Annotated in this window: 14 protein-coding genes; 8 read left to right on the top strand and 6 right to left on the bottom strand. The window is 46.2% G+C overall.

Going from position 1 to position 16,100, the window contains the following annotated elements; all coding sequences use genetic code 11:
• The first annotated feature begins 9 nt into the window (after nucleotides 1-9).
• Complete coding sequence (thiL, locus tag V6M43_RS08465; protein WP_332734267.1) at nucleotides 10-1,044, top strand: thiamine-phosphate kinase; 1,035 nt, start codon at nucleotides 10-12, stop codon at nucleotides 1,042-1,044.
• A 22-nt stretch (nucleotides 1,045-1,066) separates the two neighbouring features.
• Nucleotides 1,067-2,596 carry a S41 family peptidase gene (locus V6M43_RS08460; RefSeq protein ID WP_332734265.1) on the top strand — a complete coding sequence of 510 codons (1,530 nt, stop codon included), beginning with the start codon at nucleotides 1,067-1,069 and terminating at the stop codon, nucleotides 2,594-2,596.
• Here the strand turns inward: V6M43_RS08460 and nagA are convergent.
• From nagA to V6M43_RS08445, 3 genes are read right to left on the bottom strand one after another with little or no spacing between them, the layout of a single operon-like run.
• Nucleotides 2,582-3,652, bottom strand: a complete 1,071-nt coding sequence (nagA, locus tag V6M43_RS08455) for an N-acetylglucosamine-6-phosphate deacetylase (RefSeq protein ID WP_332734263.1) — start codon at nucleotides 3,650-3,652, stop codon at nucleotides 2,582-2,584. The two genes, V6M43_RS08460 and nagA, sit on opposite strands and share 15 nt — an antisense overlap.
• Nucleotides 3,649-4,506 (bottom strand): nitrilase family protein, encoded by an 858-nt coding sequence (locus tag V6M43_RS08450; RefSeq protein ID WP_332734261.1) that lies wholly within the window; start codon nucleotides 4,504-4,506, stop codon nucleotides 3,649-3,651. The genes nagA and V6M43_RS08450 overlap by 4 nt, the downstream gene beginning before the upstream one ends.
• 22 nt (nucleotides 4,507-4,528) lie before the next feature.
• Nucleotides 4,529-5,005, bottom strand: coding sequence for a regulatory protein RecX (locus V6M43_RS08445; protein ID WP_332734259.1), 477 nt, complete (start codon nucleotides 5,003-5,005; stop codon nucleotides 4,529-4,531).
• Nucleotides 5,006-5,123: 118 nt separating this feature from the next.
• On the opposite strand from V6M43_RS08445, the gene dnaN reads away from it, so the two are divergent.
• The 4 genes from dnaN to kdsB all read left to right on the top strand — a co-directional run bounded on the left by dnaN (nucleotide 5,124) and on the right by kdsB (nucleotide 8,308).
• Nucleotides 5,124-6,239: a DNA polymerase III subunit beta gene (gene dnaN / locus V6M43_RS08440; protein ID WP_332734257.1), complete on the top strand. Its 1,116-nt coding sequence runs from the start codon at nucleotides 5,124-5,126 to the stop codon at nucleotides 6,237-6,239.
• 13 nt (nucleotides 6,240-6,252) lie between these two features.
• Complete coding sequence (locus tag V6M43_RS08435; RefSeq protein WP_332734255.1) at nucleotides 6,253-6,654, top strand: putative signal transducing protein; 402 nt, start codon at nucleotides 6,253-6,255, stop codon at nucleotides 6,652-6,654.
• A gap of 73 nt (nucleotides 6,655-6,727) precedes the next feature.
• A complete protein-coding gene (locus V6M43_RS08430) occupies nucleotides 6,728-7,546 on the top strand; it encodes a sterol desaturase family protein (RefSeq protein ID WP_332734253.1) in 819 nt (272 codons plus the stop codon).
• A gap of 42 nt (nucleotides 7,547-7,588) precedes the next feature.
• Nucleotides 7,589-8,308 carry a 3-deoxy-manno-octulosonate cytidylyltransferase gene (kdsB, locus tag V6M43_RS08425; RefSeq protein WP_332734251.1) on the top strand — a complete coding sequence of 240 codons (720 nt, stop codon included), beginning with the start codon at nucleotides 7,589-7,591 and terminating at the stop codon, nucleotides 8,306-8,308.
• A gap of 18 nt (nucleotides 8,309-8,326) precedes the next feature.
• On the opposite strand, the gene V6M43_RS08420 is transcribed toward kdsB, so the two are convergent.
• Both V6M43_RS08420 and V6M43_RS08415 read right to left on the bottom strand, forming a co-directional pair.
• The gene (locus V6M43_RS08420) at nucleotides 8,327-8,836 is read right to left on the bottom strand and encodes a DUF2480 family protein (RefSeq protein WP_332734249.1); all 510 of its coding nucleotides are present in this window, start codon (nucleotides 8,834-8,836) and stop codon (nucleotides 8,327-8,329) included.
• 124 nt (nucleotides 8,837-8,960) lie between these two features.
• Nucleotides 8,961-11,075, bottom strand: a complete 2,115-nt coding sequence (locus tag V6M43_RS08415; protein ID WP_332734247.1) for a peptidylprolyl isomerase — start codon at nucleotides 11,073-11,075, stop codon at nucleotides 8,961-8,963.
• 621 nt (nucleotides 11,076-11,696) lie between these two features.
• Here V6M43_RS08415 and nadA point away from each other — a divergent pair.
• Together nadA and V6M43_RS08405 are read left to right on the top strand one after the other, a co-directional pair.
• A complete protein-coding gene (nadA, locus tag V6M43_RS08410; protein WP_332734245.1) occupies nucleotides 11,697-12,710 on the top strand; it encodes a quinolinate synthase NadA in 1,014 nt (337 codons plus the stop codon).
• Between the two features lie 207 nt (nucleotides 12,711-12,917).
• Nucleotides 12,918-14,060, top strand: coding sequence for a DEAD/DEAH box helicase (locus V6M43_RS08405; RefSeq protein WP_332734243.1), 1,143 nt, complete (start codon nucleotides 12,918-12,920; stop codon nucleotides 14,058-14,060).
• Nucleotides 14,061-14,149: 89 nt separating this feature from the next.
• Here V6M43_RS08405 and mnmG read toward each other — a convergent pair whose 3' ends face one another.
• Entirely contained in the window at nucleotides 14,150-16,018 is a 1,869-nt protein-coding gene (mnmG, locus tag V6M43_RS08400) for a tRNA uridine-5-carboxymethylaminomethyl(34) synthesis enzyme MnmG (RefSeq protein ID WP_332734241.1), read from the bottom strand.
• Nucleotides 16,019-16,100: the final 82 nt, after the last annotated feature.

The following is a 16,100-nucleotide window of genomic DNA, read 5'->3' as shown; positions in this document are numbered from 1 at the left end:
AACAAAACCATGGAACAACGCACAGAAATATCCTCTCTCGGTGAATTCGGACTCATCGATCATCTCACAAAGAATATTGAATTCCAGAATGCCAGCTCCATCCTCGGCGTGGGTGATGACGCCGCCGTGATCGACCACTATGGCAAGCAAACCGTCATAACCACCGATATGCTGGTGGAAGGGGTGCATTTCGATCTCATGTACACACCCCTCAAACACCTCGGCTATAAAAGTATCGTGGTGAACCTGAGTGATATCTACGCCATGAACGCCCATCCCACACAGGTGACCATGAGTATCGCCGTTAGCAATAAGTTCAGCGTGGAGGCACTCGACGAATTCTATGATGGAGTTTATGCAGCCTGTGAAAAATATGGGGTAGACCTTGTTGGTGGTGATACCTGCACATCAAGAGGCGGATTTGTTATCAGCGTTACCGCCCTTGGTGAAGTTGTTCCAGAACAGTTTGTGAAGAGATCCACCGCTCAGAAAGGCGACCTGATCTGCGTTTCAGGCTTCCTGGGAGGTTCCTTCCTGGGGCTCACCTTGCTGGAACGCGAAAAAAAGATCTGGCTCGAAAACCCACAGATCCAACCCGACCTCGAAAATGAAGATTATATCGTGGGGCGCCTCCTGAAACCCGAGGCTCGTCGTGATATCATTGCCTTCTTCACCGACAAAGAGATCAAACCAACTGCCATGATGGATATCAGCGATGGGCTGAGCTCCGACATTCTCCATATCTGCACACAAAGCGGACTCGGTTGTATGCTCTATGAAGAAAAGATCCCCATCCATGAAGACGCGCGGCAGGCGGCTTTTAAATTTGGCCTTGATCCCACGGCCTGTGCACTCAGTGGTGGTGAAGACTATGAACTGCTATTCACCCTCCCGCAATCTGAATATGATAAGTTGGTGCTGAATGAACAGATCAGCGTTATCGGATACATGACCGAAGCAGAAGCCGGCTCGCATATTTTAACAAAAGGCGGTAACAAGTTTAAGATAACAGCGCAGGGATGGAATGCATTTAAAGAACAGTAGCTATTATCTTTATAACATGTTGATGAGAAGGATCGGCCTGGCGGAAGTTTTTTCCTGCTTGATTTTATTGACCTTATGTTGCGCCGGATGCGGAACCTTGCGACCTGCGTTTTCACCAGAACAGAAGTACCCGGTGGAAGCGCTTGAACGCGATTATACCCTCTTCCGAAACATCCTCAATGAATCTCATCCCAGTGTGAGCTGGCATACGCCCGCCGACAGTATGGAATATTATTTCAACTGGGGGAAAAGCCAGCTGAAAGACTCAATGACGGAACCACAATTCAGAGCAGTGCTCACTTATGTGATCGCAAAAATTCGCTGCGGACATACAAGCACCCGTTACTCCCGTCAATACCTTAAATGGCTCGATACCGCACGCCTTCCCCTTTTTCCTATTTCCATCAAAATTCTCGACGATACGGTATTGCTTAATAATACCCTGCAGCGCAGTAATGTCAAATTACCTCGTGGCACCATCCTCACCGAATTTGACGGACAGCCTTTCCTGCAAATTGTAGACAGCTTGCAGCAGCACCTCTCCATTGATGGTTATAATAAAAGTTACCTCGACCAGACGCTCAGTAACCGCGGCGCTTTTGGGGGATGGCTCAGACTGGTCCAGGGCTGGAAAAAAGAATACAGCATGGGCTATATTGACAGCTTGGGTCAGCAACAGTATACCAGCATCCGGCTAGTGGAGCCACCTAAAAAGGATACTACCAAAAAGCCTGTGCTGCCTGCCATCAAAGAAAAGCTTAAGAAACGCGAACGCCGTGAGGAAAGACTCTATTATGCCCGATCCATGCAGATCGATACCGGTCTGTCCACAGGTTATATGACCGTTAACACTTTTAATGGCCGGCATAAATTCAAACCTTTCTTCAAAGAGAGTTTCAGGGAACTCAACCGTCGGAATATCCGGCACCTTGTAGTTGATATTCGTAGCAATGGTGGTGGAAATGTGAACCACTCCAACTTCCTTACACGAATGCTTATCAATAAACCATTCCGGGTAGGAGATTCACTCTATGCAATCAACAAAAGAAGTAAATACGGTAACCATATCCGTTATAATGCCATCACCGGTATATTCATGAGTGTCATCACCAGGAAAAGAGCAGATGGCAAATATCATTTCGGCTATTTTGAACGCCATGTTTTTAAGCCAAGAAAAAAGGATCATTTTAACGGCAACGTATATGTGTTAACTGGTCCTAATTCTTTTTCAGCTGCTGCATTGTTTGCCGGATCATTGAAGGGACAGTCTAATGTAAAGCTGATCGGTGAAGAAACGGGGGGTGGTGCCTACGGAAATACAGCATGGTTTATTCCGGATGTAACTCTTCCGGAAACTGGCATCCGCTTCCGTTTACCCAGGTTCCGGCTGGTGATTAATAAAGATGCGGTTAATAGTGGCGGGGGAGTAATGCCTGATATTCTTGTTAAGCCAACACGCGAAACTATTCTGCAGAACCGCGATCCAAAAGTGGAGCGTGTGAGGCAAATGATTCTTCAATCCTCTCTCAGCAAAGCACTACAATATAAATAATGCATCAGCGCGGTAACCCGGCGCGATCCTTCCCCATTCTTTATCCATTCCCAATACTTTTGCCGGATACAGCGATGCCATCCTCAATGCTTCCGAGGCATCAATGCCAACCTTCTCAATACAATAATTTACAGCACTGGTCATAGTGAGCGCAGAACCCGACAATGTTCCATCTGGCATAACATACCTGTTGCCATCAAGACGATGACGATAATGCCCTTCCGGATTTTCGGTTACAGCATCCGTTATGATGAATAACCTGTCGCCCATAATTTTCTTTGCAAGCCTGATCGCTACAGGATCTACATGATATCCGTCAGTAACAATACTACTCATCACCCGCGAATGATCAAGGATGGCGCCCACCAATCCGGGTGCGCGGTGCTGGAGGGCGGACATGGCATTGAACAAATGGGTGCAGGTGCTTACCCCTTTCTCAAATGCAGCCATCGCTTCTCCATAGCTGGCATTACTGTGACCGGCAGAAATAATGATCTCTGCTTCCTTTAAAATTTCCAGGCCCTCATCAGAAAATAATTCAGGTGCAATGGTCATAAACCTAATGATGCCTCTTCCATATTCTGTAATGGTTCGGATATTGCTCACCGTGGGTTCCTGCATTTTATTTATATCATGTGCACCACATTTTGCCGGGTTCAGGAAGGGTCCTTCCAAATGCAATCCAGCCACCCCCACTCCACCGCGGCTCCAATATTCACGAACGGCATCAATGGCTGCAAATACAATCTCATTACTGTTGGTGGCAACAGTTGGTAATATGAGTTTGGCGCCGCCGGCTCTTGAATAATCTACAGTTGCCTGCAACGATTCCACAGAGGGGTGCTCACCGAACAACATGCCGTTACCACCATAAAGCTGCAGGTCTATGAATGCGGGTACCAGGCTATTGCCCTGCAGATCTTTTTCCGCAGCAGCCTCTCCGTGCCCGGCAACTGAAACTATCCGGTCATAATGGGTGGTGATGACCAGTTCATTATGCCAGCTATCGCCGGTGAAAATATTGCCATTAAAATATCGGATGCTATGGAGACTCATGGTTGTTCTTCGTTTTGAATGATGAATGCATCCGCATCCTGCAGGAAAGGAAGTTTAGTCCGGGTTTCATCAAGCTGCTGGCGCGAAAGCGTAATTGTATGGATATGCTCCTCATGTGATTTCTGATACAGTACTTCACCCATGGGGTCAACCACCATACTGTCGCCGCTGTGGTAGATGCCATTGCCATCTTCGCCCACCCTGTTCAGTCCCACTACGTAACATTGGTTCTCAATGGCTCGGGCTGTCAGCAATGTCTTCCACGCGTGACTTCGTCGCTCAGGCCAGTTGGCCACATTGATCATAAGATCATACTCCACCACCCCCTGACCATTTCCTTCCTCTACCAACTGATCCCCTTTTAATCGTGGCATATGGGTGCTGTTCATTTGCTGCCGGGCCCAAACCGGGAACCGCAGATCATAGCAGACCTGCAGGTTGATCTTCCATCCCTTTACGGAAGCTATAAGTCTCCGGTTGCCCTGACTGAAGTGCTTATCCTCCCCGGCAAAAGCAAAACGATGTCGTTTATCATAATAGCCATATTGCCCATTCGGCAACATCCACACCAGCCGGTTATAATAATGACCATCCTCCTCAATGATCAGGCTGCCGGTAAGGATGATCTTTTTGCCGGCCGCTACCTTCTTCATCCAGCCAACGGTTTTACCTTCCATGGATTCTGCCAACTCCCTGGGTTTCATCGAAAAACCTGTTGAAAACATCTCCGGCAATACCACTACCTCCATTTTCTCATTCACTCCATATATCTTCTCCTCAAACCTCGCAAGGTTAGCTGCCTTATCTTCCCAGGCAAGATCGGCCTGGATAGTCGTTATCGTTAGCGTGGACATACCCGAAATTAATTTATTGCCCTTATTTGCCCTGCAGACTTTTCATCACCCGGCTCACCATCTCCCATTCATATCCTTTGTACAACAAATAGTCCTGTGTTTTCTTAATCCTCGACATATGCTCTTCTTCCACAAGGTTCTCCCATTTTGATACGGAAAGCTTTTCAAGCGCGGAGGCATAATCATCTTCACTGATCTCCTTCAAGGCCTTCTTTATACAATAATCACTTACCTGTCGAAGCTTGAGCTCGCTCTTGATACGGTTCCTTCCCCATGATTTCATCCTGAACTTACCCCCGGCAAACTGAATAGCAAAGCGCTCCTCATTGAGATAATCTTCTTCAATAAGTTTTACGAGGAGCGCCTCCACATCATCTTTCCGAAGTCCGAAGCCATAAAGTTTCTCCTTAACTTCCTGGTGACTTCGCTCCTGGTATGCGCAGTAATGCCGCGCCTTCTGCAGCGCTTCTTCAGGAGTCAGCGTTTTCTTAAATGCCATCATACAAAATTGCGGCTTATTATCTTGTGGAAAACACCCTATTTTGTTGGTGGAATCTGCATTCAGCAATTTCCCTCATTTTCCTTAGTTTCGTCCCTATTAAATCAGAACCCGTTTTATGAAGTTCATCGTTTCCTCATCGGCCTTATTGAAGCAGCTGCAACAGATCAGTGGTGTTATCAACGCCAATACAGTTTTGCCTATCCTGGAAGATTTTCTTTTTGAGATCGATAAGAACAAAATGACGGTGGTTGCCACCGACCTCGAAACCGTTATGCGGGTTCAGATGGACATAGAAGCGAAGGAGAGCGGACGTGTTTGTATTCCCGCAAAGATCCTGATCGATTCGCTGAAGAATATTGCTGACCAGCCACTGACCTTTACTATCGACAAGAATTTCGGCATCGAGATCACCAGCGACAATGGAAAGTATAAGGTGATGGGCGAAAACCCTGATAACTTCCCGAAGGAGCCTGCAGCTGATGATACTACTTCCTTTGAAATGATCAGTAGTGCATTGGTTACCGGCATAAATAAATCACTTTTTGCCGTTAGCAGTGATGACCTGCGCCCTGCCATGACTGGTGTTTATTTTGAACTCGATAAAAACTTCCTTCAGTTTGTTGCCACCGATGCGCATCGCCTGGTTCGTTATAAGCGCACCGATGTGAAGTGCCCCAAGAGCGATTCTTTTATCGTTCCTAAGAAGCCACTCAACATCCTGAAAAGTGCATTGCCTGATAATGATGACACCATCACCCTCAGTTATAATAGCAACCATCTCTTCGTTACACATGGTAACACGCAGATGAGCTGCCGCCTCATAGACGCTCGCTTCCCTGATTATAAGGTGGTGATCCCGGCCGACAATCCTTATAAAATGGTTGTGACCAAAGCCGACTTCCAGGGTGCCCTTCGCCGCGTTAGTGTTTTCAGTAACAAGAGCACCAACCAGGTAGTACTCAACATTACCGGTAGCGAACTGCAGCTGGCAGCACAGGATATCGACTTCAGCTTCGAGGGTAATGAGCGCATGAAATGCCAGTATGATGGGGAAGATCTTCAGATAGCTTTCAATGCACGTTTCCTGATTGAAATGCTGAATGCGGCCGATAGTGAAGAAGTTCGCATGGAACTTTCCACCCCTACCAAGGCGGGTATCATTAAACCAATGGAAGGGGATGAGAACGAAGAACTCCTGATGCTCGTTATGCCGCTGATGCTGAACGCATGATTCTCCATTAAAAATGGAATTCCAGCAAGTCAGATCTTACGACAATTATATTGCAGCCAACCTGCAACTGAACCTGCTGAAAGAGCAGGGCATCTCCTGTTACCTGAAAGACGAGATGACGATTACCATCGATCCGTTGTTGAGTCCGGCCATCGGTGGCATGAAATTGATGGTGGCCTCTCCTGAGGCCGACCGCGCCCTTCAGTTATTGGATGCTGCCGATGAAAACTACCTGCATAATGTGGCTTGTCCCTCCTGCGGACAAACCGCGCTGGAAAAAATAACCCACGTGGTGAACCCTGTAGGATTTTGGGCTCAGTTGAAAAACAAGCTTATCAATGGCTCCGTTGTTTCCCTCTCTACACGCTACCAGTGCAAGGCCTGTGGCGCTTCCTGGTCGTCTATCCCGGCATGATTGCGGTCAAGATTACCGGGCTTTAACAACTGGTTTCCGATTCCTTTCCTAAATTACTCTGCTATCTGACTATATGGAAAGATTCATGGCATACTGGGGTTCCATCTCAACAGCCGACCGCGTGATCATACTGATGGGCGGAATGATCTTCTTCTGGTTGCTGGAAGGTTACTATCCACTGAAACGTTTCCGTTTCAACCGCTGGAAACATGCAGGCGTAAACCTTGTCTTCCTGGGAACAACCCTTATACTCAACCTGATCTTCGGGATCTTCACCATCAAAATCTGCGACCTGGTGGTGGCGAAACAGTTTGGCCTCCTTCATTGGATGCAATTACCTCTATGGTCAGAAATATTGATCGGATTGATGATGATGGACCTCTTCGGCCAATACCTTCCGCACTGGCTCATGCACAAGGTCAAGTTCATGTGGAAATTTCATATGGTACATCATAGTGATACAAAAGTGGATGTTACAACCGGTACACGCCATCACCCCGGTGAATGGGTCTTCCGCGAAGCATCCACCATTATCGGAATTCTAGTTCTGGGAACACCGGTAGGCTTGTATTTTCTTTATCGCGCATGTGCCGCCCTCTTCACACACTTCAACCACGCCAATATCCGCATACCGCTGTGGATCGATAAACCCATCAGCTGGATCTTCGTTTCACCTAACATGCATAAGGCACACCACCATTACCAGCGCCCTCTCACTGACACCAACTATAGTAATATATTCTCCTTGTGGGACAGGCTATTCGGAACTTTCGCCTATGTTGATCCCCGTGAGTTGAAATATGGTCTCGATGTTCTGGAAGATAGTTCCGATGAAGATCTCGGCTTCCAGATTAAGATCCCGTTTAACAAGCATATAAAGACCGATTATTAAGCGCGGGCAATCTCTATCTTTGTTTATTTCAAAATCAATAAGATGGGCAAAACCATTGCAATGATCCCTGCGCGTTACGCCGCTACCCGCTTTCCGGGTAAGCTGATGAAAATGCTGGGTGATAAAACCGTGATCCGCCGCGCCTATGAAAATACATTGGCAACAGGGCTTTTTGATGAGGTTTCGGTTGTTACTGACAGTGATATTATTTACGATGAGATAAGTAGTATCGGCGGTATGGTTCGCCGAAGTACCAAAGAACATGAAAGTGGCAGCGACCGCATTGCCGAGATCATTGTTGATATGGACGTTGATATCATCCTGAATGTACAGGGTGATATGCCTTTCGTGAAGAAAGAACCACTCGCAAAATTGCTTGATGTTTTCAGGGATCCGGCTGTGCAGGTGGGCTCCTTAATGCAGGAACTCCATGAAGAAGCATCCATAAATAACCCGAATGTGGTGAAGGTGGTGGTGGATAGAAATATGAATTCCCTCCTTTTCAGCAGAAGCCCCATACCCTATCCCCGCAGTGTTGACATACCCATCACCTGGTATGAACATGTTGGCGTTTATGCTTACCGGAAACAGGCGCTGCTGAATTTTACACAATGGCCGATGACGCCGCTTGAAGCCGCCGAAAAAATTGAATGCCTGCGTTACCTCGAATATGGTATTCCCCTTAAAATGGTTGTAACCGACTACATGGGCGTCAACATCGACACCCCCGAAGACATGGAGAAAGCGCTACTACTCGTCTGACATCCGTCCTGACAGGCGTCAGACGGGTTTTTTGAAAACAGGTACCGTACTGCAGGGTTCTCCATACATGATAGTCTTCGCCACCGGGCGCAACAGGCGTGTGATCTCCAGGTAAGCAAACTCGCCAATAGGCGTTTCGCCGCATCCCTTTACTACAACACGTTTGTCTGCAAATTCGGTTGCATCAATAGCGCGAAGATTTCTCAGGAAAAGTTCTTTGTGAAATTCGGCTGCCGTCCCAAGAAAAATATCTTTCGCATAGGCCCCGGCCGCGGCCGCAATCAGCATATAAGCCCAAACAGGAATAATTGCGTCTGCACTGCAGGTAACAGCAAGGTATTTGTCCTTGAACTGGGCCCAGTCATATTGTTTCATAGCCTCGCGAAAATCCTTCTCCTTCAGGATCAATCCCATGAAAAGATGATCCTTCATATCAAACACCACGATCTCCTGCCTTGGATAATAGTTCTCCAGGTCAAGACTGATCAAACCGCTTTCAGCCACTTTATTCACGATCACTTCACTCATACTTCTTGTTTTATTATTCTACATCGCGAAGTTACGACAAAACAAAAAAGCGGGCCCATTAGGCCCGCTTCTGATATAAGGCGTCTGATATATGTCAGGACATACGTCAGACGGTTTTATTTGATTAAAGGAATTTAGAACGCTGGTCTTTTACCTTAGCCGATTTACGAAGTGCCTCAACAGCGCGGAAACCGGATGCCTGACCCATTTGCTGCATCATCGCCTTGCGCTGCTCATCAGCATTCAGTCCGCCATCTGATACGGCACTGATATTCTCTGTTTTGATAACATAAACAGCAGCATTACCCGCAATGGGTGCAGAAGCCTTCGCCTGGTTTGCTTTATTGAAAGCTGCACCAATAACTTTTGGCTCTTGTCCCACATTAGGAATAAAAGGGGATGAAAAACGAACACTATCCGAACGCATCACCATCTGCTGTGTAGCGGTAGCCACTGCATCCAGACTTGCAACAGATCCGATCTTTTTGGTAATAACATCTGCTTTTTTCTTATTGCGCAGAATGAACTCAACCTGTGGCCTTGCCTTGGCAACACTCATCAAACCTTCTTCATTGATCTCGGTAACCATGGCAACAACGTACTTGTCATCAATATTGAAAGGCTCTGATACCTCACCCACACCCGCCTCATTTACCCAACGTACGAGCTGACGGCTCGATCCAAGTCCGGCTACCATCATATCATTTGGCTTGATATCAGTTGCAGACATTTTAGTGAGTTTGCTTTTTGCCACAGACTCTTCAAAGGCTTTGGCGGTGCGGCTCTCACCCGCAAACTGGTTGGCTGCACCTGATGCAGTGTTCTCGGTTTCAACACTTGGTAAAATAGAGCGGCTGAGGTAAGCAACTTTATAAGCCGGTTCAAAATTCTTTTGGTTGAGTATCTCTATATAATGGTAACCGAATTCTGTCTTCACCACTTTCTTATCGCCGGTATTACCATAAAAAATTGCTTCTGCAAATTCCCTTGCAAGTGTTCCGAATTGCTGAGAACTAAAATCATATTCACCACCCTTTTCCCTGCTTCCCTGGTCATCACTCAGCTGGGCTGCAAGAGCAGCAAAACTCGAACCTGAGCGTATTGCCCCTTGAATACTATCGATCTTAACCTTTGCAATACTGTCTGAAAGTCCGGCCTGTGTACTCACAAGTATATGGCGAACTTTCACACTGTCGGGCATATTGCGCTTTGCTATCATTTTTGCCAGTACTACATTACCACCATCTATATATGGACCATAAACAGATCCTTCTGAAAGGGAACGGATAGTATCAGCATTAGGAACCTGCATCTTGGAGCGAAGAACATAGCCGTCATAAATAGGTATCTCGCTATTATTCCTTACCAGGAAAGCGGCAGGATCAGTAGCTGTTTCAAATTCGCCCCTCAGGTTGGCAAGTGTAGTAAATACAGCTGCTGAATCAGCAGTGGTAGGAGCCGCACTGAAACTTACATAACTTATGCTGCGACTTGCTTCCTGTTTGAATTCTTCTTTATGATCATTCAGATAGGCGCTGATATCCGAATCTGAAACTTTTACTTCTGCCGCACTATCACTAATAGTGGTATATGGTATTGCAACATAACTGATGGCAGCCATCTGGCTATTGTCGGCGATCATTTTTTCACTCATCCATTTTGGAACATAATACGTGTTGCCAATCAGTGATGCATATTTTTCGCGAAGGCGGGCATCTACCAGTGCAGGCAGATACTGGTTGCTGAAATTCTCAGCCATTGGGTTGTCCTTCTGCGAACGCAGGTTGGCGATAGCTGCCTTTGCGGCATTAGCATCATAAATACCCTGCTCATTGGTGAACTGCTGACGAAGGTCCTGCGGAGGATTAGCACCGAAGAGCATATCATCAAGTTCTTTTGGAGTAACCTTAAGACCCAGCTTCTTATATTCAGTTGAAAGAACATTTTCTTCGATCATCTGGTTCCAAACCTGCTCCTGGATATTCTGCCGCATCATTTCATTAAGGGGATATCCGCTTTGCTGGTATTGTGTCTCCACCTGGCTAATCCGCTTCTGGAATGCTACATAATCAACATCTTTCCCATTAACTGTTCCTATAGTGGTGCTGTTACCACCAAAGAATCCGCGGCCGCTGCCGCCAACAAAAGCGTCCATAAGCAGGAATCCTAATAAACTCAGCGCAATTACAATAAATACCAGCCACGCTGCCTTGTCCCTGATAGTCTGAATGATCGACATGGTTCTTCTTAATTAGTATATTATATAGTTATCCAAAAATGAGGAGCGAAAATAAGGAAATTCGCCATATGAACAAATTGTGGAAAAGCGGCTGAAATTCGCTGCATATCTGCATTTCAGGGAAAGAGTGCTAAGCTCGCGGTAGTTCCACGGCTTATACACATACCAATATAAAAACATAAACTGCCGGCACACTCATTCACAGGCATTGCTTTTGCATCAGCATAATTTCTGTGAAACCTGTTTTCACAACGCTTTGTTAATACACCTGTTTTTTGGTGGATAAAGCCACTTATTCTATTCTGATGAGGGGGAGAATATGCTAACAATTACCTACCAACCTTATGACCCTGCCAACTCGTCTTTACAACAGCCCATTTATACCCGCTTCATTAACAGGAGGGGGTCGAAAATTTTGTACAGTTTGTTTTTCATCCACAGCTGTTGACAAACACATAAAGTTCAATGGCATGGCGGAGTTTTATTGTTGGATTTTTGTGGATTACTGTGGATAAGCTATTACTTTTGGTATAACCAAGTGATTATTATTTTCTTATCCCCATATCCACAGCCCTAATAGTAATAGGTTTATTTTATAAATAATTTATTATAGTATTTATTATGTCAGTTATCAACATTGAAAATGCTAAAACAAATATTGGCCAGGTAGGATTTCTTGATGTTGAAATTGATCCCACCATGGATCTTTTCCACGAGATTGAGCGATTGAAAAAAGAAAAAAATGCAATCGTGCTTGCTCACTACTACCAGGAACCGGATATCCAGGATGTTGCCGATTATATCGGCGATAGTCTTGGTTTGGCACAGCAGGCGGAAAAAACAACTGCCGATATGATCGTGTTTGCAGGTGTTCACTTCATGGCCGAAACAGCGAAGATCCTCAACCCGACAAAAAAAGTTGTTCTGCCTGATCTCAAGGCGGGATGCTCACTGGCCGATTCAGCCCCCGCCGATCTCTTCCGCGCTTTCAAAGAAAAACATCCGGATCATGTGGTGATCTCATACATCAACTGTACCGCCGATATCAAGGCGCTTAGTGATATCATCTGCACCAGCAGCAATGCGCAGAAGATTATTGAGAGTTTACCCGCCGACCAGAAGATCATCTTTGCTCCCGATAAAAACCTCGGTGCATGGCTGATCAAACAAACGGGGAGGGATATGCTTCTCTGGAACGGTGCCTGCATGGTGCATGAAATATTCAGCCTCGAAAAGATCACCCGACTCAAAATAAGGCATCCGGAAGCAAAACTGATTGCTCACCCGGAGTGTGAAGACCCTTTGTTGCGCATTGCGGACTTCATAGGGAGCACAACGCAGCTCCTGAAGTACACACAGCAGGATGATGCCCGATCGTACATTGTTGCCACGGAAACGGGCATTTTACACCAGATGCAGAAATCAAGTCCTGATAAAACTTTTATTCCCGCTCCCCCTGACAATAGTTGCGCCTGCAATGATTGTCCCTACATGAAGCTCAATACCCTCGAAAAACTCTATCTCTGCATGGAATATGAAGTTCCTGAGATACTCATGGATGAATCTCTCCGCCTGGCTGCAAAGAAGCCGATAGATCGGATGCTGGAGATCAGCAGGGCGGCTGGACTTATATAAATTCTTTTCGGTTAGCCCGCGGCGTTAAGAGCCCGGGAACCATGTTAAGCTTTTTTATAAATTATTTTTTGTAGGTTTGCAATTCTTAACATCGCTCCCGCTGTATCGCGAAACTCCTCCTTCGCATCTTTTGGTTCGTATGTAAGGCGGGTAAAGTAACATCCCAACTGTTAGCCTTACCGATTTATTAATTAAAATATTTTTGTCTTGAATTTTTCGCAATTAGCGGTCATAGAGCCCGTTTTAAAGGCTTTGACCGATGCTGGTTATACCCAGCCAACCCCTATCCAGGAGAAAGCTATCCCCGTAGTATTGAAACGTAAGGATCTCCTCGCCTGTGCCCAAACCGGCACCGGTAAAACAGCAGGTTTCGCAATACCCGTTCTGCAGCTTCTGCTCGAGGACAAACAATCAGGAAAGAATTTTCGCGGCATCCAGGTGCTGGTACTAACACCAACACGTGAACTCGCCATCCAGGTGGAAGAAAGTTTCCGCAATTATGGAAAATACCTGGGTTTTAGCAGCATGACCGTTTTCGGTGGTGTTTCACAGGTTCCACAGGTAGAAGCACTCCGCCGGGGTGTGGATATCCTTATTGCAACGCCAGGTCGTTTACTCGACCTCATGACCCAACGGATAATTTCACTTGAGCATCTCCGTTACTTCATTCTTGATGAGGCCGATCGTATGCTTGATATGGGCTTTATTCATGATGTTCGTAAAGTGATAAAAGTTATTCCACGCCAAAGGCAAACCCTTTTCTTTTCGGCTACCATGCCAAAAGAGATCAGGCAGCTGGCAGATACTATTCTTACCGCTCCAGAAAGCATTGCAGTAGACCCGGTTTCATCAACGGCCGACCTCATCATGCAGAAAGTTTTCCATGTTGAAAAAGATGATAAACGTGACCTTCTTATCAAGGTGATAGAAACAGAAAAGATCCCGTCAGTACTGGTTTTCACCCGTACAAAGTATGGAGCCGATAAAGTTGCCAAACACCTTTTAAGGTCTGGTATCTCAGCTGCGGCTATCCATGGTGATAAATCACAGGGTGCTCGCCAACAGGCACTTAATAATTTCAAGGAAGGCAGGATCCGTGCACTGGTTGCTACGGATATTGCTGCCCGTGGAATTGATATTGATTCACTTGCCTATGTTATCAATTTTGAAGTACCTAATATACCAGAATCCTATGTTCATCGCATAGGCCGTACCGGTAGAGCAGGTGCAAGTGGAACTGCCTATTCTTTCTGCGACAGGGAAGAAAAAGCGTATATACGTGATATTGAGAAACTAATAGGTAAAAAGATACCCGTTCAACAGGCCGATCGTTCGCGCGTGATGGCATAAACTGTAGAACCAAGTAAAGCGGGCAGATCGAAAGACAGGATCCAGGAGATAATATCAAGTGATCCGGACTTTCTTTCTGTTCGTTTTTTTTATCTTCCCATATAGACCATCAGGATCTGTACATCACTCGGATTGATACCGCTGATACGGCTGGCTTGGCCAAGTGTACGTGGACGGATCTTCTTAAGTTTTTCCCTTGCTTCATTACTTATGGCAGCTACCCGGGTATAATCAAATGCATCAGGAATTTCCAATGATTCCATCTGGTTCATTCTTTCTACCAGTTCCTTTTCCTTTCCGATATATACATCATATTTCAGTTGTACTTCTGCCTGTTCCAATGCATCAGTACGCTGGCCTTCCATAGCAACAGCCAGGCGGGGAATGGATTTTATCATTTCAGCCAACCCGATATTAGGACGGAGTAGTAATTGGGATGCCCGCTGTTTTTGGGTGAGTACAGCCGACTGGTTCAGTTCGAGAAAAGCATTTGCTTCTTCAGGTTCTACGGCAAATTCCTGCAAAATCTTTTTAACGGCTTCCGTACCCTCTCTCTTGGCAATAACTCCATCCATTCTTTCCTGCGAGGCCAGACCCAAACGGTAACTCATTTCTGTGAGGCGTAGGTCGGCATTGTCCTGCCTTAATAATGTACGGAACTCAGCCCTGCTCGTAAACATGCGGTAGGGTTCTTCTGTGCCCTTGCTGATCAGGTCATCTACCAGTACACCAATATATGCATCACTTCTTTTCAGAATGAAAGGAGCTTCTTCCCTCGATTTCAGGTGTGCATTCATTCCGGCTACCAGTCCCTGGCAGGCCGCTTCTTCATATCCGGTGGTACCGTTTATTTGTCCCGCAAAAAACAGGTTTGAAATCCTTTTAGTCTCCAGTGTATAAGTAAGTTGTGTTGGGGGGAAGAAATCATATTCAATGGCATAACCCGGGCGGAACATACGGGCGTTCTCAAATCCGGGTATAGAAGTGAGTGCCTTGTATTGTACATCTTCCGGGAGGGAGGTGGAAAATCCATTAACATAGATCTCAACCGTATTCCAGCCTTCCGGCTCTACAAAGATCTGGTGCCTTTCACGATCGGCAAAACGATTGATCTTGTCTTCAATACTTGGACAATATCTTGGACCTACCCCTTCTATCCTTCCTGTGAACATGGGACTCCTGTCAAATCCCGTCTTCAGGAGTTCATGGGTTTTGTTATTGGTATAGGTAATATGGCAGCTTCGTTGCTGTGATGGCTTAATAGTATCAACATCCAGGTAAGAAAAGCCGACAATTGTATCATCTCCTGGCTGTTCTTCCATTCGGGAATAGTCAAGGCTCCTGCCATCAATCCGGGGAGGAGTACCTGTTTTGAGCCGGTCTGCTTCAAAGCCCAGCTCCACCAGTTGTTCTGTTATGCCGGTAGATGCTTTCTCAGCAACCCTGCCACCACCGAATGTTTTCTCCCCGATATGGATCACACCATTTAAGAAGGTCCCACTGGTAACAACCACTGCACGGGATGAAATTTCGTGTCCCAATCCGGTTATTACTCCCTGAGCCCTGCCATCTCGAATAATAAGTCCCTTCACCATATCCTGGTAAAAATCAACATTACGGGTCTGTTCCAGCATCTCCCTCCAGGTAGAAGCAAATAACATCCGGTCGTTCTGGGAGCGGGGACTCCACATTGCTGGTCCCTTAGACCGATTCAGCATTCTGAACTGGATCATGCTCTTATCGCTGACAATTCCTGAATAACCCCCTATTGCATCGATTTCCCGAACAATCTGCCCCTTTGCAATACCACCCATGGCCGGATTACAGCTCATTTGGGCAATGGTTTGCATATTCATGGTTACCAATAATACCTTACTACCCATATTTGCCGCTGCCGCTGCCGCTTCACAGCCAGCATGGCCAGCACCCACCACTATAACATCGTAAACTGGAAACATCCAAAAGATTTAAGCTGCAAAGGTAGGGAATGGTCAGCGTTACCCCTATTGATTAAAAATAACCACTTCCACTAAATCTTAC

Origin of the sequence: Flavihumibacter sp., assembly GCF_036676075.1 — a bacterium.
Classification (GTDB): Bacteria; Bacteroidota; Bacteroidia; order Chitinophagales; family Chitinophagaceae; genus Flavihumibacter.
This window is presented reverse-complemented; position numbering and strand designations above follow the sequence as displayed.